At 67.2% G+C, this 12,298-nt stretch carries 11 protein-coding genes; 9 read left to right on the top strand and 2 right to left on the bottom strand.

The genetic code is table 11. The features are described 5' to 3' along the window. Window positions 1-18 precede the first annotated feature (18 nt). From DB31_RS15315 to DB31_RS15275, 9 genes are all read left to right on the top strand, one after another. Window positions 19-1,344: an ABC transporter substrate-binding protein gene (locus tag DB31_RS15315; RefSeq protein WP_044188002.1), complete on the top strand. Its 1,326-nt coding sequence runs from the start codon at window positions 19-21 to the stop codon at window positions 1,342-1,344. A 45-nt stretch (window positions 1,345-1,389) separates the two neighbouring features. Then, window positions 1,390-2,271 carry a carbohydrate ABC transporter permease gene (locus tag DB31_RS15310; protein WP_044187999.1) on the top strand — a complete coding sequence of 294 codons (882 nt, stop codon included), beginning with the start codon at window positions 1,390-1,392 and terminating at the stop codon, window positions 2,269-2,271. A 12-nt stretch (window positions 2,272-2,283) separates the two neighbouring features. Further along, window positions 2,284-3,117 (top strand): carbohydrate ABC transporter permease, encoded by an 834-nt coding sequence (locus DB31_RS15305; protein ID WP_044187997.1) that lies wholly within the window; start codon window positions 2,284-2,286, stop codon window positions 3,115-3,117. Between the two features lie 12 nt (window positions 3,118-3,129). Beyond that, window positions 3,130-4,212: an ABC transporter ATP-binding protein gene (locus tag DB31_RS15300; protein WP_044187995.1), complete on the top strand. Its 1,083-nt coding sequence runs from the start codon at window positions 3,130-3,132 to the stop codon at window positions 4,210-4,212. Window positions 4,213-4,227: 15 nt separating this feature from the next. Continuing rightward, window positions 4,228-5,727, top strand: a complete 1,500-nt coding sequence (locus tag DB31_RS15295) for a mannitol dehydrogenase family protein (RefSeq protein WP_044187993.1) — start codon at window positions 4,228-4,230, stop codon at window positions 5,725-5,727. Between the two features lie 15 nt (window positions 5,728-5,742). Continuing rightward, a complete protein-coding gene (locus DB31_RS15290) occupies window positions 5,743-6,711 on the top strand; it encodes a carbohydrate kinase family protein (protein ID WP_044187991.1) in 969 nt (322 codons plus the stop codon). Window positions 6,712-6,723: 12 nt separating this feature from the next. Beyond that, a complete protein-coding gene (locus DB31_RS15285) occupies window positions 6,724-7,542 on the top strand; it encodes a nucleotidyltransferase domain-containing protein (protein WP_044187989.1) in 819 nt (272 codons plus the stop codon). A gap of 212 nt (window positions 7,543-7,754) precedes the next feature. Continuing rightward, window positions 7,755-8,549: a DUF2381 family protein gene (locus DB31_RS15280; protein ID WP_420806698.1), complete on the top strand. Its 795-nt coding sequence runs from the start codon at window positions 7,755-7,757 to the stop codon at window positions 8,547-8,549. Beyond that, entirely contained in the window at window positions 8,546-10,312 is a 1,767-nt protein-coding gene (locus tag DB31_RS15275; RefSeq protein WP_044187986.1) for a serine/threonine protein kinase, read from the top strand. Before DB31_RS15280 ends, DB31_RS15275 begins: the two co-directional genes overlap by 4 nt. A 90-nt stretch (window positions 10,313-10,402) precedes the next feature. Here DB31_RS15275 and DB31_RS15270 read toward each other — a convergent pair whose 3' ends face one another. Both DB31_RS15270 and DB31_RS15265 read right to left on the bottom strand, forming a co-directional pair. Further along, window positions 10,403-11,653, bottom strand: coding sequence for a c-type cytochrome (locus DB31_RS15270; RefSeq protein ID WP_044187984.1), 1,251 nt, complete (start codon window positions 11,651-11,653; stop codon window positions 10,403-10,405). 21 nt (window positions 11,654-11,674) lie between these two features. After that, a complete protein-coding gene (locus DB31_RS15265; RefSeq protein ID WP_157231994.1) occupies window positions 11,675-12,253 on the bottom strand; it encodes a hypothetical protein in 579 nt (192 codons plus the stop codon). Window positions 12,254-12,298 lie beyond the last annotated feature (45 nt).

Genomic DNA, 12,298 nt, shown 5'->3' with positions numbered 1-12,298 from the left:
TCCCCCCGGAGTCGCTCCATGAAGAAGCTGCTCGCAGTCCCCACAGCCCTGATGGGTTTGGGCATGTTGCTCGGTTCAGGAAGTGCCCTGGCCGCCACCACGCTGACCATTGGCACCGTCAACAACGGCGACATGGTCCGCATGCAAGCGCTGTCAAAAACCTATTCCGAGCAGCACCCCGATGTGGAGCTGCGCTGGGTGGTGCTCGATGAGAACACGCTGCGCCAGCGGCTCACCACGGACATCTCCACCGGCGGTGGACAGTTCGACGTCGTCACCATCGGGGCCTACGAGGCGCCCATGTGGGGGCGCAAGAGCTGGCTCATGCCGCTCGAGAAGTTCTCGCCCACGTATGAGGTGGACGACCTCATGCCCAACGTGCGCCGGCAGCTCACCGTGGACAACAAGCTCTACGCGCTGCCCTTCTACTCCGAGGGCTCCATCACCTTCTACCGCACGGATCTCTTCGCGGCGAAGGGGCTGAAGATGCCCGAGGAGCCCACGTGGACGCAGATCCGCGGCTTCGCGGAGAAGCTGCATGACCCGTCCAAGAACGTGTACGGCATCTGCCTGCGCGGCAAGGCGGGCTGGGGCGAGAACATGGCGCTGCTCACCACCATGGTGAACGCCTTCGGCGGCCGCTGGTTCGACGAGAAGTGGGAGCCCCAGCTCACCTCGCCCGAGTGGAGCCAGACGGTGAACTTCTACGTGGACCTGCTGAGCAAGTTCGGCCCGCCGGGCCCGAGCAGCAACGGCTTCAACGAGAACCTCACGCTGTTCAACGCGGGCAAGTGCGCCATGTGGGTGGACGCCAGCGTGGCGGGCGCCTTCATCACCGACAAGACCCAGAGCCAGGTGCCGGACAAGGTGGGCTTCGTCAAGGCGCCGCGCGAGGTGACGCCCAAGGGTAGCTCCTGGCTGTGGACGTGGGCGCTCGCGGTGCCCTCCAGCTCCAAGCAGCAGCAGGCCGCCTTCGACTTCATCCAGTGGGCCACGTCCAAGGAGTACAGCACGCTGGTGGCCAAGAAGTACGGCATCTCCGCCATGCCCCCCGGCACGCGCCTGTCCACGTACGCCAACGCCGAGTACATGAAGAGCACGCCCTTCGCGAAGGTCACCCAGGAGGCCATCCAGACGGCCAACCCGGACTCGCCCACGCTCAAGCCCGTGCCGTACACCGGCCTGCAGTTCGTCACCATCCCCGAGTTCCAGGCCATCGGCACGCTCGTGGGCAAGAGCCTCTCCGGCGTGCTGGCGGGCACCTCCAAGGCGGACGCGGAGCTCAAGTCCCTCAACGAGCAGGTGCAGCGCACCATGAAGCGCGCGGGCTACCCCAAGAAGTAGCGCCGTCCCCACTCCGTCTCTCTTGCCGTCCCAGGAGCCCTCGAGATGAGTGAAGCCGCTCGCGAATCCCGGCGTGCCGGACGCCTCACGGCGTCGCCAGCCATCTTCCTGCTGTTCGTGTGGATGATCGTCCCGCTGGCGATGACGGTGTACTTCTCGACGCAGAACTACCTGCTGCTCGACCCGGACACCCGGGGCTTCGCGGGCCTGGAGAACTACACCTACTTCCTGTCCTCCTCGAGCTTCCTGAACAGCCTGCTCGTCACGCTGATGCTGGTGGGCAGCGTCCTGGCCCTCACCGTGGGGCTGGGCGTGCTCATCAGCGTGCTGGTGGACACGAAGTTCCCGGGCCAGGGCGTGGTGCGCATGCTGCTCATCTCACCGTTCTTCATCATGCCCACGGTGAGCGCGCTCATCTGGAAGAACCTGTTGATGAACCCGGTGTCCGGCCTGTTCGCGTGGATGTTCCAGCTGGTGGGGCTCACCCCCATCAACTGGTTCTCCGACTGGCCGCTGCTCTCCGTCATCATCATCGTCACCTGGGAGTGGCTGCCGTTCGCCATCCTCATCTTCGTCACGTCCCTGCAGTCCATGGACCAGGAGCAGAAGGAGGCGGCGCAGATGGACGGCGCCACGCCGCTGTCCATCTTCCGCTACCTCACGCTGCCGCACCTGGCGCGGCCCATCGCCGTGGTGGTGATGGTGGAGGCCATCTTCCTGCTCAACATCTTCGCGGAGATCTTCACCACCACCAGCGGCGGGCCGGGGGATTCGACGACCAACCTGCCCTACCTCGTCTTCACCCAGGCCCTGCTCGAGTTCGACGTGGGCACGGCGTCCGCGGGCGGCCTCGTGGCGGTGGTGCTCGCCAACGTGGTCGCCGCCCTCCTGCTGCGCGTGTTTGGCAAATCCCTCACCCAGGCCTAGGAACCGCACCCCATGCCCGACCTGAAGAAACGCCGGCGCACCGCCGAGACGGTGCGAGCGATTGGCGCCTGGCTCGTCGCTCTCATCATCTTCTTCCCCATCTTCTGGATGGTGGTCACCAGCTTCAAGACGGAGCTGGGCGCGTTCTCCATGCCGCCCGAGTTCCTCTTCATGCCCACGCTGGAGAACTACCAGGAGATCATGGAGCGCAACGACTACCTGCACTTCGCCTGGAACTCGCTGCTCACCAGTGGCGGCGCCACGCTGGTGGGAATGCTGGTGGCCGTGCCCGCGGCGTACTCCTTCGCCTTCCACCCCACGCGGCGCACCCAGGGCCTCCTCATGTGGATGCTGTCCACCAAGATGCTGCCCGCGGTGGGCGTGCTGGTGCCCATCTACCTGCTGGCGCGCTTCACGGGCCTGCTCGACTCGCGCATCCTGCTCATCGTCATCTTCGCGCTCGCCAACCTGCCCATCATGGTGTGGATGATCTACACCTACTTCCGGGACGTGCCGCGCGACATCCTCGAGGCGGCGCGCATGGACGGGGCCACGCTCTTCCAGGAGATGTCCCGGGTGCTGCTGCCGGTGAGCCGTGGAGGCCTGGCATCCACGGCGCTGCTGTCACTCATCCTCAACTGGAACGAGGCCTTCTGGTCGCTCAACCTCACCACCACCCAGGCCGCGCCGCTCAGCGCCCTGGTGGCGTCGTTCTCCAGCCCGGAGGGCTTGTTCTGGGCCAAGCTCTCCGCCATCTCCACGCTCGCGTGCGCGCCCATCGTCATCCTGGGCTGGGCCTCTCAGAAGCAGCTCGTCCGCGGTCTGACCTTCGGCGCCGTCAAGTAACGGAACACGTCCATGGCACAACTCGAAATCAAGTCCCTGACGAAGTCCTTCGGTGAGACCCACGTCATCAAGGGCGTGGACCTGCGCGTGGAGGACCGCGACTTCTGCGTGTTCCTGGGCCCCTCGGGCTGCGGCAAGTCCACGCTCCTGCGCCTCATCGCCGGCCTGGAGGAGGCCTCCTCGGGCGAAATCCTGATGGATGGCAAGCCCATCACGGACCTGCCTCCCGCCAAGCGCAACCTGGCCATGGTGTTCCAGTCCTACGCGCTCTACCCGCACATGAACATCCGCGAGAACATGTCGTTCTCGATGAAGCTGGCCAAGGCGGACCCCCAGCTCATCAACGAGAAGGTGGAGCGGGCCGCGCGCATCCTCGGGCTCGAGCCCTACCTGGATCGCAAGCCGAGCGCGCTGTCGGGCGGCCAGCGTCAGCGCGTCGCCATCGGGCGCGCCATCGTCCGCGAGCCGCGCATCTTCCTGTTCGACGAGCCCCTGTCCAACCTGGACGCGGCGCTGCGCGTGCAGATGCGCCTGGAGCTCGCCCGGCTGCACCAGGACCTCAAGGCGACGATGATCTACGTCACCCACGATCAGGTGGAGGCGATGACGCTCGCCAACAAGGTCGTCATCTTCAGCGCGGGCAACATCGAGCAGGCCGGCTCGCCGCAAGAGCTCTACCGCCGCCCTGCCAATCGCTTCGTGGCGGGCTTTCTCGGCATGCCGCAGATGGCCTTCCTGGAGGGCACCCGCACGGACGGCTCGCTCACGCTGGCCAACGGCAGCCGCCTGGCGCTGCCTCAGGGCCTCCCCACGGTCGCCGAGGGCACCCGCCTCACCGTGGGCGTGCGGCCCGAACACCTCGCGCTGGGTCCGGCAGGCCAGGGCACAGTGGAAGGCCGCGTGGACATGATCGAGCGGCTGGGCAGCGACGCCTACGCCTACCTCTCCGTGCCGCAGCTGGGACGGCTCACCGTGCGCTGTCCGGGCGATGTGGGGCCCATCGAGGGCACGACCGCTTCGGCCGAGCTGCGGCCCGAGCGCCTCCACGTCTTCGACGCCAACGGCGTCGCCATCCACCACCCTACCTTCAACTGAGGACTCCGCTGCTCCATGCACACCCTTGATCAGGCGCACCTCTCGAGCCTGCCCTCCACCGTCATCCGCTCCGGCTATGACCGGAGCAAGGTGCGCGCCGGCATCGCCCACATCGGCGTGGGAGGCTTCCATCGTGCGCACGAGGCCATCTACACCGACCGCGCCCTCGCGCGGCCCGGCCAGGAGGGTTGGGGCATCTGCGGCATCAACCTGCTGCCCCAGGACGCCGCCATGGCCGCGGCCATGAAGAAGCAGAACGGCCTGTACACCGTGAGCGAGATGGCGCCGGACGGCTCGCACGTGTCGCGCGTCGTCGAGTGCATGGTGGAGTACCTCTACGCGCCGGAGAACCCGGCAGCGGTGCTCGACAAGCTCAGCCACCCGGACATCCGCATCGTGTCGCTGACCATCACCGAGGGCGGCTACCTGCTCGATGAGCACGGCGCCTTCAACCTGAAGCACCCCACCGTCGCGCACGACCTTCAGCATCCCAGCTCGCCCCAGGGCGCGTTCGGCTACCTCGTGGAGGCGCTGGCCCGGCGCCGCAAGGCGGGCATCAAGCCCTTCACGGTGCTGTCCTGCGACAACCTGCGCCACAACGGCGACCAGGCCCGGCGCGCGCTGGTGTCGTTCGCCAAGGCGCGTGACCCCGAGCTCGCCGCGTGGATCGAGCGCGAGGTGGCCTTCCCCAACGGCATGGTGGACCGCATCACTCCCGCCACGGACGACGCCGCCCGGAAGAAGCTGCGCGAGCTGACCCAGGTGGACGACAGCGCCCCGGTCATCTGCGAGGACTTCATCCAGTGGGTGCTCGAGGACCACTTCCCGAACGGCCGCCCCGCGTGGGACGCCGTGGGCGTCATGTTCACGCAGGACGTGTCGCCCTACGAGGAGGCGAAGATCCGCCTGCTCAACGCGACGCACACCATGCTCTCCTACCCCGCGTTCCTCTCGGGGCTGCGCAGGGTGGACGACGCGCTGCACGACAAGCTCTTCTTCAGCTACCTGCGCGGCTTCCTGGACCATGACGCGGGCGTGTGGCTCAAGTCCCTGCCCGGCCTGGAGATCCCCGCATATAAGGACAAGCTGCTCGAGCGCTTTGGCAACCGCGCCGTGAGCGATCAGCTCGCGCGCCTGTGCAGCGACGGAGGCTCGAAGATCCCTGGCTTCCTGCTGCCCACCGTGCACGCCATTCTCGACGGCGGCCGCCCCTACCACCGCGTCGCGTTCCTCCTCGCCGCCTATGACCGCTACCTCCAGGGCAAGGACGAGAAAGGCGAGGCGTACCCCATCCACGAGCCCAACGCGCGCACCCAGCTCGAGCCGGTGATGAAGAGCACCTCGCCCATGACGCTCCTGTCGCTCAAGGAAGTGGTTGGCTCGAAGCTTCCGGCGCACCCGGGTTTCGTGGAGCTGTACCTGAAGCTGCGCAAGCAGCTGGACGAGCAAGGCGTGGTGGCCACGCTCCAGTCGCTCGATCCGGCACGCGAGTCCCCGCCCATAGCCCAGGCCTGAGGAGACGGCACGCCCATGACACGCCTCATCGCCTTCGGAGAAGCCCTGGTCGACATGCTGTCCAGCCGCCTGGGCTCTTCCACCGCGCAGGAGACCTTCACCCCCTACGCGGGAGGGGCTCCGGCCAACGTGGCCGTGGCCTGCGCACGCCTGGGCGTGCCGAGCCAGTTCATCGGCATGCTGGGGCGCGACCGCTTCGGGGACTTCATCCTCGAGGAGCTGGCCTCGCACGGCGTGGACGTGCGCCACGTGGCGCGCACCCTGGAAGCGAAGACGGCCCTGGCCTTCGTGTCCCGGGATGCCTCGGGTGAGCGCCGCTTCGACTTCTACCGGCCCCCCTCCGCGGACCTGCTCTACCGTCCCGAGCACCTGCCCGAGGGACTGTTCGACGGCAGCTCCATCCTCCACCTGTGCTCGAACACGCTGACGGAGGAGGCCATCACCGCTACGACCATCACGGTGGCCGACAAGGCGGCGGCCGCGGGCGCACTCGTCAGCGTGGATGCCAACCTGCGCGCCAACCTGTGGCCGGACCATCTCGTGGACCGGGTCCGAGTCAACTCCCTGCTCGACCGCGCACAGCTCATCAAGTTGTCGCGCGAAGAGCTGGAGCTGCTGCGCGGAGCGGAGTCAGAGGAGCGCTACCTCCAGGCGCGGCTGGCGGCCGGGGCCGTCTTGGTGGTCATCACCGATGGCGGTGAGCCAGTGACGGCGGTGACGGCGCGCACACGCCTGCGGGTGAAGCCCCCCTCGGTCCAGGTCGTCGACACCACGGCGGCGGGAGATGCCTTCATCGGCGGTCTCATCTCCGCCCTGGTGGACGCGAAAGTGTCGCGTGGCACCCTCGCCTCCTGGGCCCAGGAAGAGGGGCGTCTGCGCGAGGCGCTGGAGTTCGCCACGCGCTGTGGCGCCTTCACGGTGACCCGGCCGGGCTCCTATGCTGCCCTGCCCAAGCGCGAGGACCTGTCGAGCCTGCGCGGCTGATCGGAGAGCCCCTTGGACCCCATCCTGAGCCGTGTAGTCGAAGCCCTCCAACCCCTTCCAGGCGTGTCCGCACTCGTGCTCGGAGGCTCGCGAGCGCGAGGAACCGCGGGCCCCCTGTCCGACTACGACGTCGGAATCTACTACGAGCCGGACGCGCCCTTCGACGTCGAGGCACTGCGCTCGGCCATCGTCCCGGTGGTCGATGATCCCTCCGAGACGGTGACGCAGTTTGGAGAGTGGGGGCCCTGGATCAACGGTGGCGGCTGGCTCCACATTGGCGGCACCAAGGTGGATCTGATCTACCGGGACTTGGGCCGTGTGCGCGACGTCATCGCCGAGGCACGGCAGGGCCGCTTCTCGATGAACTACCAGACGGGACACCCCCACGGCTTCTGCTCGGCCATCTGGATGGGAGAGGTCGCCACGTGCCAGCCGCTCTTCGATCCGCTCGGCCGCATCGCCGAGCTGAAGGGCCAGACGTGGCCCTATCCAGAGGCGCTGAAGAAGGAGCTCATCTTCCGCTTCGGCTGGGAGGTGGACTTCGCCATCAGCAATGCCGAGCTCGCGGCCCGGCGCGGCGAGCGCACGCACATCGCGGGGTGCGCCTACCGGGCGCTGAGCTGCCTGGCCCAGGTGCTGTTTGCATTGAACGGCCGCTACTTGATCAACGAGAAGGGCGCTGTCACCGAGGCCGCAACCTACCCCATCACCATCGCGGGCCTGGCCGAGGCGCAGCTCGGACTGTGGAAGGACATCGGTGACGGGGACCACGAGGGCGCGCTGCGCCGCCTGCGCGGCCTGTCCGGAAGCCTGCGCGCCCTCCTCGCGTGAGCCCCGTCACGGGGCTACTCGGGCGCGCCTTGCTCGATCCACGTGTGTCGGTGGGCGCACGGCGCCTTGACCCCTCCACTTGAGGCGCACTGTACAGGCGTAGGCGATGGTAGCGTACCCATCCAGGAGGTCACGCACCCTTGCCACAACCTGGTAGATTGGCCCTTGCGCTCCTGGTCCTCTGGGGCACCGCCGCGCGAGGCGAGGCGGACTTGCGTCGGGCGAAGCGAGAACGGACGGTCACGGTCACCGGCACTCCTGCCGGGCCCCTGCCCGAGATCCGCGTCTCGCCCGACACGCTGACGCTGCTGTGGTTCCCCGCGCAGATCCTCAAGAAGACGATCACGGTCGATCCGTCGCGGATTCGGATTCGGGATGCCGGTGAAAGCTCGATCATCGTCCAAGCCGTGGACGATTACCGGGCCGACGAGCGCCAGGAGCTCGAGGTGTTCTTCGCGGATGGGAAGGCGCCCGCTCGGGCCGCGTTCGTGCTCGTCATGGACGCGGCCGAAGTGGACACGCGGATCGACGTGAAGCGGCCCGAGTTGCCGAAGGCAGTCTGTCCGGTCGAAGAGCAGCGCGCAGCCCCCCTGCCCGAAGACTTCGTGCGGATGGGTTACGTGGATGCGCGCGGTGTGCAGACCCGGGGCATCGACCGCGTGGCGGACAATGGGCACGGACTCTCCGCGTATCCGGGCGTGTCGTATCGCGGTAACGGTTGGGTGCTCTTTAACATCGGTATACGCAACGGGGCCGGGCTCCCGCCCTTCTCGCCGCGCAGTGCGACGTTGACAGGCAAGGGGGGAGTCGCGCTGCGTGTGCTTCGCGTGACGGCTGCAAGGGACACGATCGCACCCGGGGAATCCGTTGGTGTGCTTGTGGTGGCAGACGAGCCGCCCGCGAGTGCCGGCGTGGTCTTCGCCCTGGAAGTACTCGGCGACACCGGCCGGAGCCTTGTGATTCCGAGTGTGACACTCCCGGCCGCCGTAGCGGAGGGCAAGCGATGACCACCCTTCTCCGGCTGCCTTCTGGCGCCATGATTGACGGTTGGCACGTCTTGAGGGAACTCGGCGACGGTGGCTCCGCGGTCGTCTACCTGGTGCAGAAGGATGAGCAGCTCCGAGCGCTCAAGGTGGCACGGCACCGCGATGCCAGCGGCGACGCCATGCAGACGCATGTGAGGGCGATGCGTGAATTGACGGTCCTGCTGCTGTTGATGGAACAGGGCCACCCAAACATCATCCAGCCGCTCGGGTATGGCTACGCCGAAGCGGGCAATATGTATATTGCGCTGGAGTACGTCGATGGCTGGACGCTGGGCGAGTGGCAGGAAAAGAAGCACCCCACGCTGCAGGAGATCCTGCGCGTCTTCGCGAAGCTTGCCTCCGCCCTGAAGTACATGCACAGCAAGGGCATCCTTCACCGGGACCTGAAGCTGTCCAACGTGCTGATCCGAAAGAGCGACGGCGAGCCGGTCATCATCGACTTCAGCTGCGCGACCCACACGCAAGCGGCGGACTTGACCGAGAGCGGCCTGCCCCCTGGAACGGATCGGTTCCGCGCGCCCGAGCAGTTCAAGTTCCTGCGCGAGCACAGAGACGAGCACCGGGCGCGGTACGCCTTCCAGGTGGCCGACGAGCTCTTCGCCGTTGGCGCGATGCTCTACGAGCTGCTGACGGATCCGCGGCCGACAGAGGCACGCCCGCGGGAGACGCTGAACAGCCCCTTCGGCCCGCCTTCACCCGCGCGAGGTCTGAACGCTCGCGTTCCCGAAGCGCTCGGCGACCTCGTGGACGACCTGCTGTCACGCGATCCCGCCAAGCGCCCGGTGGATACCGATGCCCTTCACCGCGAGCTGGTGGAGCTCGCGGCACACCCGGGAGCGGAGTACCGGGTGCCCGCACATCCCCCCTCGGAGCAGCGCAGACCCGAGCCGGTCGGCGAGCCGGTCGAGCGGAACCCGGGCCGCTGGGGCCGTCTGCGTGCGTTCCGCCAAAGGGCGGTTGCCGGCGCTCGCCGCTCGGGGAAGGTGCTCGCGGCCGGCACGGTCACTGCCGTCATGCTCGGCGCTCTCGTCACGCTCTGGATGCGTTCCGGTGTGCCGACGCTCTCAAGTGCCGCCCCGCCCGCGCCGCCCCAGACGGCTGCCCCTGATATGTCACCTGCCCCCGAGCCCATGCCCGGGAGAGAGACGGCATACGTCCCCCAAGAGGAGGAAGGTTCACCCGTGAAGACCCAGCCCCCCGAAGATCCGAAGCAAGCACGCCGCCAGAAGACCTCCCCCGGCTCGGACCTGCGCAAAGCCCTAACGGTCGGATGTGCCATCGCGGCCGGATGCACCGGAGCCCAGGTCCGGCCTGATCCGTTCACCTGCCCAGAGGGCGCGGTCGCAACGCGAAAGCAGCTGGGTTGGCGAGAGTCAGAGCAGTTTTTCCTGATGATGGATGACCGATACGGTGAGGACGATGACGTTTGGCATCGCGTGGGCGACACGGTGGTCGGCGTTGTTCCGAAAGGGGTGACCGGCAGGCAGCGCGAGGTCGCGCCCCCAGGGACGCGGTTTTTCGGCGGGAAGGTCTACGTCGTGCCCGAGAAGACCCTCACCGGCAAGCCGGGCTCCATCATCGTGAAATATGACCGAGTGAAGTTGCCGCAACAGGAAGAGCTTCCCGCCTGTTTCATCGTCGAGATGAGCTCCGAGGAACTGAAGGACGGTGCCGCGAGAACAGGCAACAGCACCGCCGGCAGGCCTGTGGATTACTGGCCCTGAACAGCGCCCGACTCGGTGAGACGCGTTCCAACTTGGTGGGGCGTTCCCACCAGCCTCATCTCGCTGGGTTCCGGGGACCCGAGGCTCCGCCTATTCGGGCGCGCCTTGCTCGATCCACGTGGAGATGAGATCGATCTCCTCATCGGGAATGGGAGGGAAGCCCAGGGGCATGCCCATCACCGCCGAGCCGTAGTGCCCGTCCAGCTCAACGTGGCGGGCCAGGAGGCTGGCAATCAGCCGAGGCGTCCCATCCTCCAGCCGATCCGGGAACCCTCGGAACTGGCCATCGCGCTTGACGCCCCGGAGGATGCCCTCCCGCGTGGCGAGATCGAGCGAGACGCCGCTGTAGCCAAACCCACCGGTGTTGCCTGGCCCTTGGTCACCCGGCCGGTTCCTGTCGGAGTGACAGTGAAAGCACAGGTGGCGCGAGAGCTTCTCCGCGACCTCGGGGTAGTGCACCTCGCGCCCGAGCAGGCGGGGCTTGTACGCGGGACGCGGCACGGCCCCCGTCTCGGGCAGCGGCTCGCTCAGGAAGGTCACCAGATCTTCGACCTGCTGAGGCGTGAACGAAAAGGAAGGCATCTCGGTATCGGGGAGGATCCGCTGAGGCTCCACCAGCCAGCTCCGCAGCTGCGAGAGCGACATGCGGCTGCGCACATACTTCAGGTCCGGAGCGCGCCTCCGAGCCGAAGGACTCAGGAACTCCGGCGAGCCATAGCGCAGGGACGCAAGCGGAGAGTCCCCGCGGTAGTGACAGGTGGCGCACTGGCTCTTCTCGTAGAGCGCTCGCCCGGCCGCCGCATTCCCTCGCGGAGGCTCCCCTGACTCCTCCTCGGTCACCGCGAGGAAGTCGGCGATGAGTTCGGCCTCCCGTGGACTCATCTTCAGCTTGGGCATCGTGGCCCCGTACAGGGGCCTCACCGCGTGCGGCGCCTGAAGCCAGCCAATGAGCCAACTGCGCTTGACCCGCTGGCCGAGCGAGCCAAGATCCGGGGTCCTCACCAGGTGCGTGAGGTGCTGCTTCCACTTCTCGACGTGCGCCTCCTGATACCAGAGGTCGAGCCGCCCGGCGGTAATGGCCTGGTGACACGTCACACAGTTCTCAGCCAAGGGCGCCGACACGGGCTCGAGGCCGGGCACCGCGTGGCACCGGTTGCACTGGAAGTGCTCCACGGCGTCCCGAGGCGTCTCGATCGTGTGCTTCGTGGGAGCCAGGACTCGCGTGGGCAGGCGCAGGGCCAGCACATCAGCGTCACGGGCCACGACATAGCCGCTCCCCACTGTCCCCAGCAGGAACGCGGTGCCAACCACGTAGGCAAGCGAGAGGGTGCGCGAGGCCACGGCGGGGCTCCAGGCAGCGACTCAGTACTGGCTGTGCCCGAAGAGGAGGTACGACGTGGCTCCGCAGAGCTTGGGGAGGAGGATCGACTCACGCACCATGTCCACCCCTACCGCCAGCAAGACCGAGGAGACCACCAGGGTTACGAGGGTGACAAGCCTGTCTCCGCTAAACAACCACCGGCTCAGCCGCTGGAAGAGCACGGAGTGCAGAACGAAGACCACGGCGGGACTGCCCATCATCAGCAGCAGGAATCTGCGGTCGAACAGGCACGTGGACATTTTGATCTCGCCGAAGTTGAGGAGCGGCCCACCGGCCGACACCACACCCATCACCAGGACGAGGCAAGCGCCCACGAGAAGGAAGAAGGCCTTGCGGAACCGAGAGGGCGCAGGCTGTCCCTCGACGGCGGGGGCTCTCACATTCGCGATGACGACTTGATTCAAGAACACCGCCCCCACGGTCCAGACGATCAAGTCAGTCCAGACGGTGTGGGCGGTGAAGATGGAGCTGGCGTCCATCGAGTTGATGCACGCGAGCGCCCGCAGCGGCCAGAGGACCGCAGCGAAGAGCACGGTGGGGACGAGAGCGCGGGGAAGCATTCTCCCAGTGTAGCAGCCACCCATTCCCCGCGTGAATCACCCCAC

This window comes from Hyalangium minutum (genome assembly GCF_000737315.1).
GTDB classification, from domain to species: domain Bacteria; phylum Myxococcota; class Myxococcia; order Myxococcales; family Myxococcaceae; genus Hyalangium; species Hyalangium minutum.
The sequence above is the reverse complement of the archived record's forward strand: the minus strand, read 5'-3'. Positions and strand labels throughout refer to the sequence as shown.

Coding starts and splice junctions, on each gene's coding strand:
- DB31_RS15315 (WP_044188002.1), top strand. CDS start 19: ATGAAGAAGCTGCTCGCAGTCCCCACAGCCCTGATGGGTTTGGGCATG.
- DB31_RS15310 (WP_044187999.1), top strand. CDS start 1,390: ATGAGTGAAGCCGCTCGCGAATCCCGGCGTGCCGGACGCCTCACGGCG.
- DB31_RS15305 (WP_044187997.1), top strand. CDS start 2,284: ATGCCCGACCTGAAGAAACGCCGGCGCACCGCCGAGACGGTGCGAGCG.
- DB31_RS15300 (WP_044187995.1), top strand. CDS start 3,130: ATGGCACAACTCGAAATCAAGTCCCTGACGAAGTCCTTCGGTGAGACC.
- DB31_RS15295 (WP_044187993.1), top strand. CDS start 4,228: ATGCACACCCTTGATCAGGCGCACCTCTCGAGCCTGCCCTCCACCGTC.
- DB31_RS15290 (WP_044187991.1), top strand. CDS start 5,743: ATGACACGCCTCATCGCCTTCGGAGAAGCCCTGGTCGACATGCTGTCC.
- DB31_RS15275 (WP_044187986.1), top strand. CDS start 8,546: ATGACCACCCTTCTCCGGCTGCCTTCTGGCGCCATGATTGACGGTTGG.
- DB31_RS15265 (WP_157231994.1), bottom strand. CDS start 12,253: ATGCTTCCCCGCGCTCTCGTCCCCACCGTGCTCTTCGCTGCGGTCCTC.